Source organism: Devosia sp. YR412 (assembly GCF_900110945.1).
Lineage (GTDB): Bacteria > Pseudomonadota > Alphaproteobacteria > Rhizobiales > Devosiaceae > Devosia.
The window spans coordinates 333,928-350,137 of record NZ_FOFL01000001.1 but is presented as its reverse complement, the minus strand read 5'-3'; the positions used below and the strand labels follow the sequence as shown (position 1 = coordinate 350,137).

Below are 16,210 nucleotides of genomic sequence, written 5' to 3'. Positions count from 1 at the left end.
CTTGCTCTAATAAATGGAGCCCCGTTCCGCGCTGGTGCGGATCGAGGCTCCGGTTTGAGTGCTATCGCACCGCCTTACTCGGCGATGTCGACGCCCTTGAAGCTGTGGTTGCCCAGCGGGCTCATGGCATAGCCGGTGATGGTCTTCTTCATCGGCATGAAGACGCGCGAATGAGCAAGGGTCATTGCGGGTTCTTCAGCTTTGAAGATTTCCTGGGCCTTGGTGTAGAGCTCGGTGCGCTTGGCCTGGTCCGGAGTGGTCTTGGCTTCCTGGATCAGGGCTTCGAACTCGTCATTGCACCACATCGAATAGTTCGACACGCCGATAGCGGCGCAGGAGAACAGGGTGGCGAAGAAGTTGTCCGGATCACCATTGTCGCCGGTCCAGCCGATCTGGAACGGACCCTTGCGATCGGTCTGCTTGCCGCGCTCGCGGTATTCAGTCCATTCGTAGGTGACGATGTTGGCGGTGACGCCGACAGCGGCCCAGTCAGCCTGGATCAGTTCGGCAACGCGCTGGGCGTTGGGGTTATAGGGACGCGACACGGGCATGGCCCAGAGGTCGGTGGTCAGCTCGGTCACGCCGGCTTCAGCCAAAAGGGCCTTGGCGCCTTCCGGATCATAGACGTCGGCAGCGGTCTCATTGTCATAGGACCACATGGTCGGCGGGATCAGGTTCTTGGCGTCCTGGCCAGCACCCTGGTACACGGCCTCGATGATCGCAGCCTTGTCGATCGCCATGGTCAGGGCCTTGCGGACCTTGACGTTGTCGAACGGAGCTTCGGTCACGTTATAGGACATGTAGCCGATGTTGAGGCCTTCCTGTTCCATGACGGTCAGGTTGGGATCGGCCTGGAGCGTGGCGATATCGGCAGGGGCCGGATAAGGCATGATATCGCATTCGCCGGCGATCAGGCGCTGCGCACGCACCGACGGATCGGTGGTGATGGCGAAGACCAGGTCATCGATCGGCTGCTTGCCGCCCCAGTATTCGGGGAAAGCGGCATAGCGGATGACGGTGTCGAGCTGGTAATCGACGAACTGGAACGGACCGTTACCGACCGGCTGGGTCGAGAAGGCGGCCATATTGCCTTCGGCTTCGAGCTTGTCGGCATATTCCTTGGACACGATCGACGCGAAGTCCATCGCCAGGTTTGCCAGCATCGGAGCGTTTGGCTCGTTCAGCACGAACTTGACCGTCAGGTCGTCAACGGCGACGATTTCCTTGAGGTACTTGGGCATGTCCATGCCCTGGAAGTAGTCCCAGGTCATGCCTTCGAGATAGGCATACCAGGCATTGTCTTCCTTCCACTGGCGCTCGAACGAGAAGACGACGTCTTCAGCGGTCAGGTCGCGGGTGGGGGTGAAATAGTCGGTGGTCTGGAACTTGGTGCCCGGACGCAGGTGGAAGGTGATCTCGAGACCGTCTTCCGAGATTTCCCAGCTCTCGGCGAGAGCCGGGGTTACTTCGGTGCCGCCAGGGGCGAACTCGACCAGACGGCTATAGATCGTGTGGGAGGTCGCGTCGAAGTCGTTACCACCGGTCAGCGGACCGGGATCGAAATGGGCAGGCGAAGCTTCCGAGCAGTAAACCAGCTGCTTTGCCTGGGCGGCACCGGCGGCCACGGCCACCATTGCAGTCGCCAGCAGCAGCGTTTTCATCAATTTCATGATTGTTGTCTCCCGATATCTTATACGCACCCGGCTTGCCAACCGGGGCTTGGGCGCCAACAAAGCGTAGATTCCAAGGGAGCGCAACAGGGGAGTTTGACCATTTGGTCAATCTGATGACACCCGGAACATCCTTCCACAGGATTGGACGGTTTTGAAATGAACCGTTCGGCTGCCTGATCGAAGCTTGACCCGGCCTGCGCGCTGGTGATCCATGCTGGGCATGACACAATTCATCGCCACCGTTTCCCTGCTCGTCGCCGACTATGACGAGGCCATTGCCTTTTACTGCGACACGCTCGGCTTCAACCTGGTTTCCGACGAGGATCTCGGCGGCGGCAAGCGGTGGGTGGTGGTGGCCCCGGCCGGCCAGTCCGGCGCGCAATTGCTGCTGGCCAAAGCCGAGGGCGAGGCGCAGGTCGCCGCGATCGGCAATCCCGGCGGAGGACGCGTCATGTTCTTTCTCAACACCACGAGCTTTGCCAAGGACCATGCCGCCATGCTCGCGCGCGGCGTCAGCTTCCTCGAAGCGCCGCGCCACGAGGCCTATGGTTCGGTCGCGGTGTTCCAGGATCTTTACGGAAACAAATGGGACCTTATCGAACCCAAAAAGCCCTGATCCTGGCGCTGAGCCTGCTCGCCTCGCCAGCTCTGGCCCAGCAAGCCGGCTGGCATTATTCGCCGCTGCCCGGCGAAGGCGACCGGGCGGCGCTGGGCTGCGACCGTGACGCCACGCCGCAGCAGTTCACCTGCCTCGCCGTACGCTGCGAGGATGACTTTTCCACCAGCGTGCATATCCACACCAGCCGCCCCAAGGTTCTCGGCAGCTGGGAGATGACGCTCGACCGCGAGAATGCCAGCTTCACCGCCCAAGTCTCCGCCGCGCCCTATGGCGGGCAGTTCATCAGCCGCGCCGACTGGCTGCTCGAGCGCATCGAGCAGGGCACCTTTATCTATTTGCGTCACGCCGATGATGTCACCGGCGCCTATGCCTATATCGATCTTGGCGGCTCGCTGCAGGCGATCCATCAGGCGCTGGCCTTTTGTGCGCCCCGCGTGAAGCCGCCTGAACCGATCACCGCCGAGGGCGTTTAGCCCTCACACGCAATGGAGAAGCATCATGGATCGTCGTCCGCTCGGCCGCAGTGAACTCGTCATCGAACCCCTGGTTCTGGGCGGCAATGTCTTCGGCTGGACCGTCGACGAACAGCAGGGTTTTGACATTCTCGATGCCTATGTCGAGGCCGGCTTTACCGCCATCGACACGGCCGAGGGCTATCCCAACTGGGTGCCCGGCAATCCGCCCGGCATGAGCGAGACCATCATTGGCAAGTGGCTCAAGGCGCGTGGCAATCGCGCCGATGTGCATATCTTCACCAAGGTCAATTCGGCCAAGACGCCCGGCGGGCTCAAGGCTGACTCCATCCGCGAGGCCATCGACGCCTCGCTGAAGCGCCTGCAGACCGATTATATCGACCTCTATTTCAGCCATTGGCCGGACGAGACCACCGAGCACGAGGAAACCCTCGGCGCCTATGATCCGCTTGTGCGCTCCGGCAAGGTGCGCGTCATCGGCGCCTCCAATTACACCACCCAGATGGTGAAAGAAGCCAACGAGACCGCCGTCATCAAGTCACTGCCGCGCTATGAAGTGCTGCAGCCGCGCTACAATCTCTATGATCGCGCCGAATTCGACGCCCTGCGCGATCTTGTTATCGAGGACGATATCGGCACTGTGGTCTATTACAGTCTGGCCGCCGGTTTCCTCACCGGCAAATACCGCTCCAAGGCCGATTTCGGCAAATCCCCGCGCGGCGGCGGGGCCGAGAAATATCTCGACGCCAAGGGCGAAAAGATCCTCGCAGCACTGGACAAGGTCGCCAAGGCCAATGACGCCACGCCCGCCGAAGTGTCGCTGGCGTGGCTCGTCGCCCAGCCCGGCGTGACGGCGCCAATCGCTTCGGCAACCTCGGTGGAACAGGTCAAAAGCCTCGCCAAGGGCGTGCGGCTGAAGTTGAGTGACGAGGATGTGGAACTGCTGACGGCGGCGGGAAAGTAAGAATAACCCCTCCTAACCTCCCCCTGAAAAGGGGGAGGAATTCGGCCGGTGTGTTTGGCAAAATAGCGCCAATATCTCGATGAGATTCCTCCCCTTATCAGGGGGAGGCTAGGTGGGGGTATCCTCTAAACTAGAGAGCCCTTACCACTCAAACTCCGGCCCATTGACCCGGGCGCCCATCAGGAACACGTCGCTCATCAGCCGCAGCGGCGCCGCATCCACATCCGTTTCGCCCCGCTCCAGCAAATCGGCGAAATGGTCATACATGGCGGCATATTCGCCATCGCCATGCTCCAGCACGGTCTGTCCGTTGGCCACCAGCTTGCGCCCACCGCTTTCCAGCTTGAGCTGATCGCCCGTGCCGGTCTCGATGGTAAACGTCCAGATTTCGCCGCTCTCTTCCAGCCAGTTGAAGCCGGCCGACAGCTTTGGCTGATGCAGTTGCCCCGACTTGAAACCGATCTCGACGTCGATCGGCGTCTGCCGGTTGGCCGGGAAGGTCAGCTTGGCGCTTTCGACAAACACCGGGAACGGCATGATCTTGGTGAAGATCGAAAAGGCGTTGATGCCGGGATCGCAGACGCCGAACCCGCCCGGTTCCCAGACCCAGTCCTGTCCGGGGTGCCATTTGCGTACGCTTTCGCGCCAGTCGATGCGCACCGAACGCACACCCTGCGCCGAGAGGATCGCCTTGGCGCGATCCACGGCCGGATTCCACTGGCTATGCCAGGTCTGGTAGAGGATCCGGTCGAGCCGTTTGGCATGGTCGATCAGATCGTCCAGCTCGGAAATCGTCGTGGTCGGCGGCTTTTCCATCATCACGTCCTTGCCGGCGTCGAGCGCCTCGCGGACATATTGGTGGCGAATGCCGGGCGGCGTGCAGATCGACACCAGGTCGATCTCCGGCATGGCGGCATAAAGCTCGGCCGGGGTCTTGAACACCGGCAGGCCGTTGTGGCCGACACCGCGCGTCGAAACCGTTGCTGCCAGCTCGAAATCGTCCGACGCATCGATCACCGGCAGGTGCTGGTCCTGTGCGATCTTGCCCACGCCGATAACGGCAATCTTGCGCTTGGCCATGAAGCGGCTCCCCTCAAAAAGTGAGGCGTATAGAACAGAGGCCGCCCCTGTCTGCCAAGGGCATTTGTATGATTTTTCGAACCGGCCGAAGGCAAAATCGCGCCGGTGGCGCGATTTTAGGTAAGAAAGCCATGAGGCCTATGGCCGAATGGCTGAACCGGCCGACCTCAGGCCGGCTGCCAAAGCTCGATCGGATTACCTTCCGGATCGTGGATGCGGGCGAACTGCCCAGTCTCCGGCGTATCCCACTCCGCCCGCGTCTCCACCGCAATCCCAGCTGCCCGCAATTGCCCGATCAGCGCCGCGAGATCATCGACGCGAAAGTTGATCATCCACTGCTTGCCTGCCGCGAAATAATCGCTGTCGTGCTTGAACGGCGCAAACACCGTCATGCCAGCTTCCTGCGTCCAGAAGCCCGGCACGCTCAGATGGGTCTCGTACCATTTGCCCAGCGCCTCGATATCCTGCGCCCTGAAAAACACCCCGCCTATGCCCGTCGCCTTGGCCATCACAGCCTCCTCTATCGGATCAAGATTGCCCGGAAGTCATTCACATTGGTGCCGGTCGGCCCGGTCACCAGCAGATCGCCGATGGCGCTGAACGCCCCCCAGGCGTCATTGCTGGCGAGCGCCACCAGCGGATCAATCCCCGCCTTGCGCAGCCGCGTCGCGGTCTGGCCATCGACATAGGCGCCGGCATTGTCTTCCGAGCCGTCGATGCCATCGGTATCACCCGCCAAGGCCGAAATGCCCTCCACGCCGTCGATGGCAATGGCCAGGGCCAGCAGGAATTCCCCATTGCGCCCGCCGCGCCCGCCCGTGCCGCGTAAGGTCACCGTGGTTTCCCCACCGGATAGCAGCACCACCGGCTTGCTGAACGGCCGGTTCCGCACGGCGATCTCTCGCGCCATGGCGGCCAGCACCTGCGCCACGTCGCGGCTTTCGCCCTCGATGGAGTCGCTCAGGATAGCCGCCTCAATCCCCTGCCCCCGCGCCAGCTCTGCCGCCGCTTCCAGCGACAGCGCCGCCGAGGCAATGGTGGTAACGCTATTGCCGGCAAACACCGCGTCTTCCGGCAATGGCGCGAGGTTATCCTCGCCAGCCAGCAGCGCATGGGCATGCGGCGGCAGGTCGAGCCGATAGAGATTGGCATATTTGCGCGCCAGTTCGCGCGTCCCGGCAAGGGGAATGGTCGGCCCCGAGGCGACCAGCGCCGGATCATCGCCCGGCACATCCGACACCACCAGCGTCGCCACCCGCGCTGGGGACGCCTGCCGCGCCAGCCGTCCGCCCTTGATCGACGAGAATTGGTTGCGGATCAGGTTCATCACCGAAATCGGCGCGCCCGAGGCCAGGAGCGCCCGGTTGATCGCCTGTTCGTCATCCAGCGTCAGGCCGGGGGCCGGTGCCGGCAACAGCGCCGAGCCACCGCCCGAAATCAGAGCCACCACCAGATCATCGGCCGACAGGCCCGATACCGTCTCCATGATGCGCCTCGCCGCCAAAAAACCCGCCTCGTCGGGCACCGGATGGGCCGCCTCGACAATCTCGATCTGCTCGCAGGCCTCGGCATAGCCATAGCGCGTCACCACCAGCCCCGAGACCGGACCATCCCAGGCGTCCTCGAAAGCCCGCGCCATTTGCGCCGAGGCCTTGCCCGCGCCGATCACCACGGTGCGGCCCCTGGGCCGGTCCGGCAGATGGCGCTTCACCGCCAGCGCGGGCTGGGCTTGCGCCACGGCGGCATGGAACATCGCTTCAAGCAGGGCGCGGGTCATCGTCTCTCTCGGCTTGCGATTCTGTTGCTGCAAGGGTAGCCAGCAGGGAGCGACATGCACAGGTGTCAAACGACCGACACAGAGTCTGCGTAGCGGCTGCTCCAGGAGTTTCCATGACAGAACGATTCGCGATCTATTTTGCCCCCTCGGCCACCAGCAATCTGTGGGAGCGCGCCGCCACCTGGCTCGGCCGCGATGCCGCCGACGGCGACCTGTTCCACGGCCCGGTGGCCGGCATTGACCGCGATCGCCTGCTCAATCTCACCCAGTCGGCCAATCGCTATGGCTTCCACGCCACGATCAAGGCGCCGATGGCGCTGTTCGAGGACACGAACGAAGCCGAACTGCGCAGTGCAATGACCGAGTTTGCGGCAAAGCACGAGCCCTTCAGCCTCGGCCGCCTCAAGCTCGTCTCCCTGCATGGCTTCCTCGCCCTGATCGTCGACGGCCAGCATGACCAACTGCAGGATTTCGCCTCCCATGTGGTGGAGGATTTCGAACCCTTCCGCGCGCCGATGTCGGTCAAGGATCGCGCTGCGCGCGCCGCCAAGGGGCTCAACGAGCGCCAGATCGAGCTGCTCGATGCCTATGGCTACCCTTACGTATTCGAGGAATTTCAGTTCCATATGACGCTGACCGATCGCCTCGGCGAGGCCGATGCGGCTGACATCTTCCAGGCCGCCACCACCTGGTTCAGCCCGGTGCTGGAAGAGGCAATTGTGTTGGATCGCCTGTCGCTGTTTCACGAGCCCGAGGCCGGCAAGCCGTTCCGCCGTCTCGCCGACTTCAAACTGGGCAGCCCATCATGAGCCAGCAAGTCTTCCGCAATGCCCGCATTGTTCTGGCCGATGAAATCGTCGAGGGCAGCGTCACCGTCACCGACGGCATCATCACCGCGATCGACTCAGGCCCATCGCAGATCGGCGAGGACTTCGGCGGCTATTACCTGATCCCCGGCCTCGTCGAACTGCATACCGACCACCTCGAAACCCATTACCGGCCCCGCCCCGGCGTGTTCTGGGATGCCGTCTCGGCTCTGCATGCCCATGACGTGCAGATCGCCGGCTCGGGCATTACCACGGTGTTCGATGCCGTCCGCATCGGCTCCGATCCCGACCTGCCCGACATGGGCCAGCATGTCGAAAAGCTGACCGGCGCCATCGACAGCGGCCGTAAGGGTGGCTGGCTGCGCGCCGAGCATTTCGTGCATCTGCGCTGCGAATTGCCGACCGCCGACGTGGTGGAACAGTTCGAAGCCCATGCCGGCCACGAGCATACCCGCCTCGCCTCGATCATGGATCACACGCCCGGCCAGCGGCAGTTCCGCTCGATGGAGGCCTATCGGCTGTTCTACAAGGACAAGATGGGCCGCAACCAGGCCGAGCTCGATGCCTATCTCGACGCGCGACAGGCCGAACACGACACCTATTCGCCGCCCAACCGCGCCCACATCGTTGCCCGCGCCAAAGAGCTCAAGCTGCCGCTGGCCAGCCATGACGACACGACGCTGGCCCATATCGAGGAAGGCGTGGCCGACGGCGTCGCCATTTCCGAATTCCCCACCACGCTTGAAGCCGCCTCAGCGGCGCATGATGCGGGCCTCGCCATCCTGATGGGCGCGCCAAACGTCGTGCGCGGCCGTTCGCATTCGGGCAATATTTCCGCCACCGACCTGGTGCGGGCCGGCCTGCTCGATATCCTCAGCTCCGACTATGTGCCTTTTGCTTTGCTGCAAGCGGCATTCGTGCTGCCGCAGCGCGTCGACGGGCTTGCTTTGCCGCAGGCCTTGGCTACCGTAACGCGCAACCCGGCCAAGGCGGCCGGGCTGGACGATCGCGGCGAGATCGCCATTGGCAAGCGCGCCGATCTGGTGCGGGTGCAGGTGGTCGATGACCGGCCGGTGGTCCGCAGCGTCTGGCGCGAAGGCATAAGGGTAAGCTGACACATGGTGCGACCGCTCGGTTCTCTTGTCCTCGTCGTTGGCCCCTCGGGCGTTGGCAAGGACACGCTGATCGACGGAGCCCGGCAGGCGCTGGACAATGACAAGCGCTTCACCTTCGTCCGCCGCCTCGTGACCCGCCCATCCGGCGCAGCAGGCGAGGAACATGACAGCGTCGAACCGGCGGCCTTCGCCGAAATGGAAGCAGCCGGCCGTTTCGCCCTCTCCTGGGACGCGCATAACCTGCGCTATGCCCTGCCGCTGAGCTTGGATACCGATCTCGCCCTGGGCCGCATTGTCGTCGCCAATGTCTCCCGCCATGTGGTGGCCGAGGCCTGCGCCAAATACCCCGCCTGTTCGGTAGTCTTGATCACCGCCGAAATCTCCCGCCGCGCCGAACGCCTCGTGGCGCGCGGCCGCGAAAGCGGCGACCAGATCACGGCGCGGCTGGCCCGTGAAAGCGCCCCGGTTCCGGCCGGGGTCAATCCGATCATGATCGACAATTCCGGCTCGATTGCCATTGGCGTTACCGCCTTTGTCATGGCCCTGCGCGCCATTGCAGCGCAGGAATAGATCGCCTTTGAACCACTCGGCCCCATGCCGCGTTACTCCCCGCATAAAGCGTCAGGAGTTTTCTATGAGCCGCAATGGTCTTTATGCCGTCATCGCCATCCTGTTGATCGCGATTGTAGGTTTTGGCATCTATTCCTATCAGCAGCAGCAGGCCCAGCCCGGCATCGAAGTGCGCGTCGATGGCAATGGAGTGTCGATCGATGGCAATGGCTAACGAGGACGGCAACCGCCGCCAGGCTATCGCCACCGCCATCACCGCCGAGCTTGAACGTCAGGGCAAGCACGGCATCGACGTCGATGCTCTGGCCGAAGCGGTCGAACTTGCGCTAGACCCGGCTCCACCGGCCAGCGAAGGCAAGCGGCCGGGCGAGCTCAATGCCACCAATGATGACTGATCGGGGACGGCCAAATTCCAAGTGATACAATGACACTGATCGGCCTCGGCGTTGCCGCCGTGGTCGTCGTCTGGCTGGTCTTTTCGGTGCTGAAGAAGGTGATCGGCCTGCTGTTTCTCGCGGCCGTCGCCTTTGGCGCCTATATGCTGTGGCAAGACCCGGCACTGCGCGACCGGGTAATTGACTGGATCCAGGGTTTCATCAGCTAAAAATGCGAGCGGCCGCGCCAGGGCGCGGCCGTGCGATCAGGCTTCGTCGCCGTTGCGCACGGCCTGCGAGACGGCGAAATGCGCCTTTTCGACGGTTTCGAACTGCTGGCCGTCGATGGCAAAGGCCGGCAGCTTCACGGCGAGAAACCGGAAACCTTCGGCACTGGCCACGACAACGCCCTGCGGTTCCCCGCCGACTTCGATGACGATTGGCTTATGGGCCTTGGCCCGGTCGAGACTGCGTTCCTGCATGGGTGGGTGCTCCACTTGCGCATTGCACGGACAATAGGGGGAAGCTCATGGAGCTTGCACCATCCTTGCCGGCAACGCTGGGGTATCTATCGGAAGAGTGAGACGAAGAGGTGACAGCGATCACATTCGTTTCGAGCGACAGGTCCCTTGCCAGCGATTGGCGGCGTGGAGGCTGGTAGTGCGTACGAGCGTGCAACCTGCATGAATGGTGAAGGTAATAGATGGCGTCATCTTGATTCCTTTCCCGCTGGTTGAACGGTCAAACATCGGCATGTGCCGATGCAGTGCAGGCAAGATAGGAGCGTTTTGCGACAATTGCTAGGCTGGCAACGACCAGAGAATGCAGAATTTTCGGAAAAGACTGCTCGACATTGGTCGCAGATCGAAAATATGATGATCTTTATCATGTTTCCGACTTTGCCGCTCCAGCCCCGCGTGGCAATGGGACGCTTGAAGTGTGCGGGACAATCTGGTGTTGTTCGCCCTTCAAGCAAGCGTCACCGCCGCAACAGGCGGGTCGAGGGGAATAGACCAAGTGTCAGAAGACGACGTGCCGGCTGCCAGCAAGGGCAAGCGCGGCGTCAAGCCATCGGGCAAGCCGACGCTCAAGACCATTGCGCAGATGACCGGCTTTGCCGTCACCACGATTTCCCGCGCCCTCAACAATGCGCCCGAACTGAGCCAGGACACCCGCGACCGCGTGCAGAAGATCGCTGCCGAACTGGGCTACCTGCCCGACCGCGCCGCGCTTCGTCTCAAGACCGGCCGCACCAATGTCATTGCTCTGGTGCTCGAGCCCGACGAGCAGATCTACGGCTTCGGCTCGTCCATCGTCACCGGCCTTTCCGAAGCGGTACGCAATACCGCCTATCACATCGTCATCACCCCGCTATTCCGCGGCGTGCAGCCGATCGAGCCGATCAAGCACATCATCCGCAACCGCATGGCCGATGGTGTGCTGTTCTCCAAGGCCGAGAGCTTTGACGAGCGCATTCGCCTCTTGCTCGACAATGACTTCCCCTTCGTCAGCCACGGCCGCACCAATTGGCCCGACGCGCATCCGTCCGTCGATTTCGACAATGAGGCCTATGCCTATGGCGCCACCAGACGCCTGGCCGAAAAGGGCTGCAAGAAAGTCTCCATCATCCTGCCCGACAGCGGGCTAACCTATACCGACCATCTCAAGACCGGCATGGCCCGCGCCGCCAAGGAGACCGGGATCGACTTCGAATTTGCCGCCGACGTCAACCTCGGCAGCGCCACCGACGCCATCCGTAGCTATGTCATGAAGCGTACCAAGCGCCCCGATGGCCCCGACGGCTGGGTCTGCGCCTCGGAAGTCTCGGCCCTTGCGGTGATCGGCGCGCTCAACGAAAGCGGCAAGAAGGTTGGCCACGACGTCCACGTGGTCTCCAAGCAAGCCTCGGAAATGTTCGCCCAATTCCAGCCCGGCGCCGAAACGGCCTTCGAGGACTTCATCGACGCCGGCCGCCAGATGGGGCAGCTGCTCTTGCGGCGGATCGCGGGCGAGCCGATGGAGGAATTGCAATATGTGGCGAAGCCGAAGTTTGGCTGGAAAGACTAAGGCCGCCTGCGGCGCAACAGTCCTTGCCGGATACCCCCACCCAACCTTCCCCTGATAAGGGGAGGAGCATATCCAGCTTGTGGCACTATTTGCGACAGCCACCGGCCAGATTCCTCCCCCTTTTCAGGGGGAGGCTAGGTGGGGGTATTCTTGCTTCTCGCCAGTCCCACCGCGCGTTGAGTCCTACGACTCCAGCTCTTCCCGCAGCAGTTCCAGCTCCATCCACTGCTCTTCTGCCTTGGCCTTCTTCGCCTCGGTCTCCAGCAGCGCCTTGGACTTGGCGGCGAAGCCAGCCGGGTCCTTGGTGTAAAAGTCCGCCTTGCCCAGCGCCGCGTTGATCGCCTTGATCTCCTCGTCCAGCGTATCGATGGTCTTGGGCAGCGTCTCTAACGCGTGCTTTTCCTTGAAGCTCATCTTGCGCTTGGGCGCCGGCGCCGAGGTGGCCGCCGTGGTCTGGGTCAGGCTGGTCTTGCCGGCGCGATGGGTCTTCACAGCTGGCTCGCGCGCCGTGACGCCCTCGCCGCGCTGGATCACCATGTCGGTATAGCCGCCGGCATATTCGAGCCAGACGCCATCGCCCTCGGCGATCACCACCGAGGTGGCGACGCGATCAAGGAAGTCACGATCGTGACTGACCACGATGACCGTGCCGGCATAATCGCTCACCATTTCCTCGAGCAGGTCGAGGGTTTCGAGGTCGAGATCATTGGTGGGCTCGTCGAGCACCAGGAAGTTCGACGGCAGCGACAGCGCGCGGGCCAGCGCCACGCGGGCGCGTTCGCCGCCCGACAGCTTGCCGATCGGCGTATTGGCCTGTTCGGGTCCGAACAGGAAGTCCTTCATATAGCCCACGACATGCTTGGGCTGGCCGTTGATCTGCAGCGTATCCGAACCGCCGCCGGTCAGGGCTTCCTTGAGCCGCGTGTCGGGATGCAACTTGGCACGGCCCTGGTCGAGCATGGCCAGCTCCAGCGCCGAGCCCATCTTGATCTTGCCGCTATCGGGCTGTTCCAGCCCGGTCAGCATCTTGATCAGCGTGGTCTTGCCGGCGCCATTGGGGCCGACGATGCCGATCCGGTCGCCGCGGATGACGCGGGTCGAGAAATCGCCGACGATGACGCGGGGGCCATAGGCCTTGGCAATATTTTCCGCCTCGACCACCAGCGCGCCCGAGGTGCGACCCTCGGCGACCTGCATATTGACCGAGCCGGTGACGCGGCGCTGTTCGCGCCGGTCCTTGCGCAGATCACCCAGCCGTTCGAGGCGACCGACATTGCGCTTGCGACGCGCGGTCACGCCATAGCGCAGCCAATGCTCTTCGCGCACGATCTGGCGGTCCAGCTTGTGGCGGTCGCGCTCTTCTTCTTCCAGAACCTGGTCGCGCCAGGCCTCGAAATGGGAAAAGCCCTTGTCGAGGCGACGGGTCACGCCGCGGTCGAGCCAGACGGTCGAGCGCGTGAGGTCCGAGAGGAAGCGACGATCGTGGCTGATCAGCACCATGGCCGAGCGCATGGAATCCAGTTCCGCCTGCAGCCATTCGATGGCCGGCAGGTCGAGATGGTTGGTCGGCTCGTCGAGCAGCAGGACGTCAGGCTTGGGCGCCAGCACGCGCGCCAAGGCGGCGCGGCGGCCTTCGCCTCCCGAAAGGTTTTTCGGATTTTCCGCACCGGTCAGGCCAAGCGAGCTCAGCAGATATTGCGCGCGATATTCGTCATCGCCCGGCCCGAGGCCCGCCTCGACATATTCGAGCGTCGTGGCGAAGGCCGAAAGGTCCGGCTCCTGCGGCAGGTAGCGCAGCGTGGCGCTGGGCTCGACGAAGCGGACCCCGCTATCATGGATCACATCCCCGGCTGCGATCTTGAGCAGAGTGGATTTGCCCGAGCCATTGCGCCCCACCAGCGCCACGCGCTGGCCGGGAGAGACGATGAGTTCGGCGCCTTCGAGCAGCGTCGTGCCGCCAAAGGTGAGCTTGATATTCTGGAGCGAAAGAAGGGGTGCTGGAGCCATGGCGCGGATAGACCACAAGCGGGTGGCAAAGAAAAGACCGCCGCCCGCATGGGCAGCCAATCGCCCGGCGCAGTCCATAAAAAAGGCCGGTCAGGACGTTGAGGATCCTGACCGGCCCGGGGAGACGGTAGCAGCAAGCCCCCGTCGTCTCTTTAGCGCCGGTGCTGGCTGCGTTCCCCCGAGCCCGTCACCGTCGCGATGAAGGGAGAAAACCACATGCTATTATGACTGTCAAACTCATAATTTTATTTGAGGTCAAAAAGCCGTCGTCCAGGCCCGGCGTCTGTGGACAGCATGACTAAAATTGGGAGCATCTGCCGGATGGCACGCAAAAAATAACCCCCGGAGCCGGGCTCCGGGGGGCACATGACGGCAAAAGCATCGCTATTGGAGCGCGGCGAGGATCTTTTCTTCGCTAACGGCCTGCGCCGTGGTGAGGCCGAGGCGATCGCGGATCGAGCGCTTCTTGCTGGCGAGGTCAGCGATCGTATAGCTGGCCAGAACCTCAAAGAAGGCTCCCAGCGCTTCGCGCAAGGCACCATTCAGATCGCATTCGCCGATCAGCGGGCAATCGGCGCCATCTTCAAAGCATTCCGCCAAGGCGAAATTCTCTTCGGTCAGGCGGATGGTATCGAGCAGCGTGATGTCATCGGCAGCCTTGCCCAGCTTGATGCCGCCGTGGCGGCCGCGAACCGTGGCCAGCAGGCCATTTTCGACCAGCGGCTTGATCAGCTTGAACAGGAACAGCTCGGAAATATTGTAGGCCCTTGCGATATCGGCGACGCGGCTCAGGCCCGGCTCGTTGACGGCACAATAGACCAGCGTGCGGATCGCATAGTTGGATTGACGTGTCAGTCTCACTGCGGACCTCTTTTGGCGAATCATGGATGGGCCGAAGCGCCCGTCCTGTTGGTGCATGCTCTATAGAACGCCTGCTAGCTTATAACCATTCTAAAATATGTCAACATAAGTTGATATGTAGGTTCATATTTCGTTTGTCTGACATCTCCCTCTCGACAGACATTTAACTTCGCACTATGAATTTAAGCGCAGGGGGACACTGCTTTGAACGAGACAATTACGCGCGCCAAGCTCAGCAAGGCCGCCTCACGACGTACAGGTATCAGCCCGGCCGATACCGCCGCCATTTGTGACGCCATGTTTGATCTGATCGGAGAAGCGCTGATGCGCGCCGAAACGGTCAAGCTCACCGCCTTCGGATCGCTTCAGGTGCGCTCACGCGCCGAACGGGTCGGTCGCAATCCGCGCACCGGCACAGAGCATCGGATCAGCCCGCGCCATACCGTGGTGTTTACGCCCAGCGCCCAGTTGCGCGAGGCGCTGACCCCGCCAGAGCTAGCCGACAAGATCCGCGAGCGTGCGTGAGAAGTAGCGCCGATAGAGCGTGAGTTCGGCCGCGCCCATGGCTGGCGCCAGCGCGCCAAGATGCCCGAGCAGCACCTGCGGCGGGCTGTAGGAGGGCACCGGCAGGCGCTTGAGCTCTTCTTCCACCTTGGCGACGAGGCGCGTGGCGATGTCGGCTGGAAGAATGGTATCGATGACCACCAGACCGGTCTCGATCACCGTGCTGGTATTGAACACCACGCGCGCCAGGATATTGCCGCTATCGGCGATCCATTGCGCGACCACCGGCTCGAAAGCGTCCCAGTCCCAGGTTTCGAACTGGCTGGGGATGACCAGGAAACCGGCATCGGCCAGCCGCTGCTCCAGCGCCGAGACCGAGGCGATGAAATGGGCCGGCTGCAGCGGACCATCGCCATGGCGTACCAGCATGGAGCCCAGATTGGCCGAATTGCCACTCGGGCCTTCCCACAGGGTGCCTTCGCCAACAATGCCGGCCGCCACATAGCGAGCGATCAGGAAATAGATGAAATTGCCCGGGCGCGGCCGCTCGAAGGCGATCAGCTCGGCCCAGCAGGCCGCATTGCCGTCGTTGAACAGGCTGACCTCAAAGCCGGTCCGCCGGCCGAGGTCGCCCGCCAGGTCCAGATTGGTCCACAGCGCATATTGTTCTTCAGGGGCCGCGACCAGATGCAGGTTGGCCGCAATATTGGTGGGCAGCGCAACGCCAATGCCGCGCACCAGCAGGCGTTGCGCTTCCGGCAGCGTTGCCACCAGTTCGGCGACGACCACGGCGATCTCGCCGACGAGCGTGCCGGCATCGGGATAGTCGAAATGCCAGCGCCGCGTGCTGCGGACATTGGCTGCGAGATCGAGCAGCAACACTTCGACATGGCGCCAGCCGATTTCGACGCCGATGGAGAAGGCCCCCTCGGCGCGCAGGAAGATCGGCGTCGCCGGCTGGCCGCGACGGCCGCGCAGCACCGGGCCGCGCGAAATCAGGCCGGCCCTCTCGATATCGGCGAGAATGGCGGAAACCGTCTGCGGTGCGAGGCCGGACAAGCGGGCAATATCGGCATTGGAGACACCGGAATTGAACCCGATCAGGGTCAATACGGCCCGTTCATTGGCCCGTCGCAGTCCGTGGTGCTGAAGCCCGCGCCCGCCTGCGTCAAACACATCCCGCACCGGCTCGGAAGTTACCGTCATACACCACTACCGCCGGCACTACCGGCGCCTTCCCGGTGGTGAAATCCACACGGGCCTGCGTGAAAAGAATTGTCCACCCTGTCGCAAACGCAG

Annotated in this window: 19 protein-coding genes; 11 read left to right on the top strand and 8 right to left on the bottom strand. The window is 62.8% G+C overall.

Going from position 1 to position 16,210, the window contains the following annotated elements; translation table 11 throughout:
* Positions 1-74: 74 nt before the first annotated feature.
* On the bottom strand, positions 75-1,670 hold the full coding sequence (locus BM045_RS01715; protein ID WP_092179273.1) for an ABC transporter substrate-binding protein: 1,596 nt from the start codon (positions 1,668-1,670) through the stop codon (positions 75-77).
* Positions 1,671-1,893: 223 nt separating this feature from the next.
* Here BM045_RS01715 and BM045_RS01710 point away from each other — a divergent pair, with 223 nt between their 5' ends.
* Genes BM045_RS01710 through BM045_RS01700 form a run of 3 tightly spaced genes read left to right on the top strand, consistent with a single transcriptional unit; the run spans position 1,894 to position 3,729 of the window.
* On the top strand, positions 1,894-2,289 hold the full coding sequence (locus BM045_RS01710; protein ID WP_092180762.1) for a VOC family protein: 396 nt from the start codon (positions 1,894-1,896) through the stop codon (positions 2,287-2,289).
* Entirely contained in the window at positions 2,259-2,765 is a 507-nt protein-coding gene (locus BM045_RS01705; RefSeq protein ID WP_092179272.1) for a hypothetical protein, read from the top strand. The genes BM045_RS01710 and BM045_RS01705 overlap by 31 nt, the downstream gene beginning before the upstream one ends.
* A gap of 25 nt (positions 2,766-2,790) precedes the next feature.
* Positions 2,791-3,729 carry an aldo/keto reductase gene (locus BM045_RS01700; protein WP_092179271.1) on the top strand — a complete coding sequence of 313 codons (939 nt, stop codon included), beginning with the start codon at positions 2,791-2,793 and terminating at the stop codon, positions 3,727-3,729.
* 141 nt (positions 3,730-3,870) lie between these two features.
* Here the strand turns inward: BM045_RS01700 and BM045_RS01695 are convergent, their stop codons facing one another.
* From BM045_RS01695 to BM045_RS01685, 3 genes are all read right to left on the bottom strand, one after another.
* Positions 3,871-4,809: a Gfo/Idh/MocA family protein gene (locus BM045_RS01695; protein ID WP_092179270.1), complete on the bottom strand. Its 939-nt coding sequence runs from the start codon at positions 4,807-4,809 to the stop codon at positions 3,871-3,873.
* Positions 4,810-4,976: 167 nt separating this feature from the next.
* Positions 4,977-5,318 carry a VOC family protein gene (locus BM045_RS01690; RefSeq protein ID WP_092179269.1) on the bottom strand — a complete coding sequence of 114 codons (342 nt, stop codon included), beginning with the start codon at positions 5,316-5,318 and terminating at the stop codon, positions 4,977-4,979.
* Between the two features lie 11 nt (positions 5,319-5,329).
* Positions 5,330-6,586, bottom strand: coding sequence for a glycerate kinase type-2 family protein (locus BM045_RS01685; RefSeq protein WP_092179268.1), 1,257 nt, complete (start codon positions 6,584-6,586; stop codon positions 5,330-5,332).
* A 113-nt stretch (positions 6,587-6,699) separates the two neighbouring features.
* On the opposite strand from BM045_RS01685, the gene BM045_RS01680 reads away from it, so the two are divergent.
* The 6 genes from BM045_RS01680 (at position 6,700) to BM045_RS01655 (ending at position 9,702) form a co-directional block, all read left to right on the top strand.
* Positions 6,700-7,395, top strand: coding sequence for a DUF1045 domain-containing protein (locus tag BM045_RS01680; protein WP_092179267.1), 696 nt, complete (start codon positions 6,700-6,702; stop codon positions 7,393-7,395).
* On the top strand, positions 7,389-8,528 hold the full coding sequence (locus tag BM045_RS01675) for an alpha-D-ribose 1-methylphosphonate 5-triphosphate diphosphatase (RefSeq protein ID WP_092179266.1): 1,140 nt from the start codon (positions 7,389-7,391) through the stop codon (positions 8,526-8,528). Before BM045_RS01680 ends, BM045_RS01675 begins: the two co-directional genes overlap by 7 nt.
* A 3-nt stretch (positions 8,529-8,531) precedes the next feature.
* The gene (gene phnN, locus BM045_RS01670) at positions 8,532-9,098 is read left to right on the top strand and encodes a phosphonate metabolism protein/1,5-bisphosphokinase (PRPP-forming) PhnN (protein WP_092179265.1); all 567 of its coding nucleotides are present in this window, start codon (positions 8,532-8,534) and stop codon (positions 9,096-9,098) included.
* 64 nt (positions 9,099-9,162) lie between these two features.
* Positions 9,163-9,312 carry a hypothetical protein gene (locus BM045_RS18820; RefSeq protein ID WP_092179264.1) on the top strand — a complete coding sequence of 50 codons (150 nt, stop codon included), beginning with the start codon at positions 9,163-9,165 and terminating at the stop codon, positions 9,310-9,312.
* Complete coding sequence (locus tag BM045_RS01660) at positions 9,299-9,493, top strand: hypothetical protein (RefSeq protein ID WP_139198671.1); 195 nt, start codon at positions 9,299-9,301, stop codon at positions 9,491-9,493. Before BM045_RS18820 ends, BM045_RS01660 begins: the two co-directional genes overlap by 14 nt.
* Positions 9,494-9,522: 29 nt before the next feature.
* Positions 9,523-9,702, top strand: coding sequence for a hypothetical protein (locus tag BM045_RS01655; protein ID WP_092179262.1), 180 nt, complete (start codon positions 9,523-9,525; stop codon positions 9,700-9,702).
* A gap of 36 nt (positions 9,703-9,738) precedes the next feature.
* Here the strand turns inward: BM045_RS01655 and BM045_RS01650 are convergent, their stop codons facing one another.
* Positions 9,739-9,954, bottom strand: a complete 216-nt coding sequence (locus BM045_RS01650) for a hypothetical protein (RefSeq protein ID WP_092179261.1) — start codon at positions 9,952-9,954, stop codon at positions 9,739-9,741.
* Between the two features lie 535 nt (positions 9,955-10,489).
* Here BM045_RS01650 and BM045_RS01645 point away from each other — a divergent pair.
* Entirely contained in the window at positions 10,490-11,539 is a 1,050-nt protein-coding gene (locus BM045_RS01645; RefSeq protein ID WP_244522841.1) for a LacI family transcriptional regulator, read from the top strand.
* A 183-nt stretch (positions 11,540-11,722) separates the two neighbouring features.
* Here BM045_RS01645 and BM045_RS01640 read toward each other — a convergent pair whose 3' ends face one another.
* Both BM045_RS01640 and rirA read right to left on the bottom strand, forming a co-directional pair.
* Positions 11,723-13,546, bottom strand: a complete 1,824-nt coding sequence (locus tag BM045_RS01640) for an ABC-F family ATP-binding cassette domain-containing protein (RefSeq protein WP_092180756.1) — start codon at positions 13,544-13,546, stop codon at positions 11,723-11,725.
* 384 nt (positions 13,547-13,930) lie between these two features.
* Complete coding sequence (gene rirA / locus BM045_RS01635; RefSeq protein ID WP_092179260.1) at positions 13,931-14,407, bottom strand: iron-responsive transcriptional regulator RirA; 477 nt, start codon at positions 14,405-14,407, stop codon at positions 13,931-13,933.
* 204 nt (positions 14,408-14,611) lie between these two features.
* On the opposite strand from rirA, the gene BM045_RS01630 reads away from it, so the two are divergent.
* Complete coding sequence (locus BM045_RS01630) at positions 14,612-14,932, top strand: HU family DNA-binding protein (RefSeq protein ID WP_092179259.1); 321 nt, start codon at positions 14,612-14,614, stop codon at positions 14,930-14,932.
* Here BM045_RS01630 and BM045_RS01625 read toward each other — a convergent pair.
* Positions 14,903-16,117, bottom strand: coding sequence for an ROK family transcriptional regulator (locus tag BM045_RS01625; protein WP_092179258.1), 1,215 nt, complete (start codon positions 16,115-16,117; stop codon positions 14,903-14,905). The two genes, BM045_RS01630 and BM045_RS01625, sit on opposite strands and share 30 nt — an antisense overlap.
* Positions 16,118-16,210: the final 93 nt, after the last annotated feature.

Bases quoted from the DNA above. Each gene is read 5' to 3' on its own strand.
- phnN (WP_092179265.1), top strand. From the start codon at position 8,532: ATGGTGCGACCGCTCGGTTCTCTTGTCCTCGTCGTTGGCCCCTCGGGC.
- BM045_RS01715 (WP_092179273.1), bottom strand. From the start codon at position 1,670: ATGAAATTGATGAAAACGCTGCTGCTGGCGACTGCAATGGTGGCCGTG.
- BM045_RS01690 (WP_092179269.1), bottom strand. From the start codon at position 5,318: ATGGCCAAGGCGACGGGCATAGGCGGGGTGTTTTTCAGGGCGCAGGAT.
- BM045_RS01650 (WP_092179261.1), bottom strand. From the start codon at position 9,954: ATGCAGGAACGCAGTCTCGACCGGGCCAAGGCCCATAAGCCAATCGTC.
- BM045_RS01695 (WP_092179270.1), bottom strand. From the start codon at position 4,809: ATGGCCAAGCGCAAGATTGCCGTTATCGGCGTGGGCAAGATCGCACAG.
- BM045_RS01710 (WP_092180762.1), top strand. From the start codon at position 1,894: ATGACACAATTCATCGCCACCGTTTCCCTGCTCGTCGCCGACTATGAC.
- BM045_RS01660 (WP_139198671.1), top strand. From the start codon at position 9,299: ATGGCAATGGCTAACGAGGACGGCAACCGCCGCCAGGCTATCGCCACC.
- BM045_RS01640 (WP_092180756.1), bottom strand. From the start codon at position 13,546: ATGGCTCCAGCACCCCTTCTTTCGCTCCAGAATATCAAGCTCACCTTT.
- BM045_RS01705 (WP_092179272.1), top strand. From the start codon at position 2,259: ATGGGACCTTATCGAACCCAAAAAGCCCTGATCCTGGCGCTGAGCCTG.
- BM045_RS01655 (WP_092179262.1), top strand. From the start codon at position 9,523: ATGACACTGATCGGCCTCGGCGTTGCCGCCGTGGTCGTCGTCTGGCTG.
- BM045_RS18820 (WP_092179264.1), top strand. From the start codon at position 9,163: ATGAGCCGCAATGGTCTTTATGCCGTCATCGCCATCCTGTTGATCGCG.
- BM045_RS01685 (WP_092179268.1), bottom strand. From the start codon at position 6,586: ATGACCCGCGCCCTGCTTGAAGCGATGTTCCATGCCGCCGTGGCGCAA.
- BM045_RS01625 (WP_092179258.1), bottom strand. From the start codon at position 16,117: ATGACGGTAACTTCCGAGCCGGTGCGGGATGTGTTTGACGCAGGCGGG.
- BM045_RS01680 (WP_092179267.1), top strand. From the start codon at position 6,700: ATGACAGAACGATTCGCGATCTATTTTGCCCCCTCGGCCACCAGCAAT.
- BM045_RS01700 (WP_092179271.1), top strand. From the start codon at position 2,791: ATGGATCGTCGTCCGCTCGGCCGCAGTGAACTCGTCATCGAACCCCTG.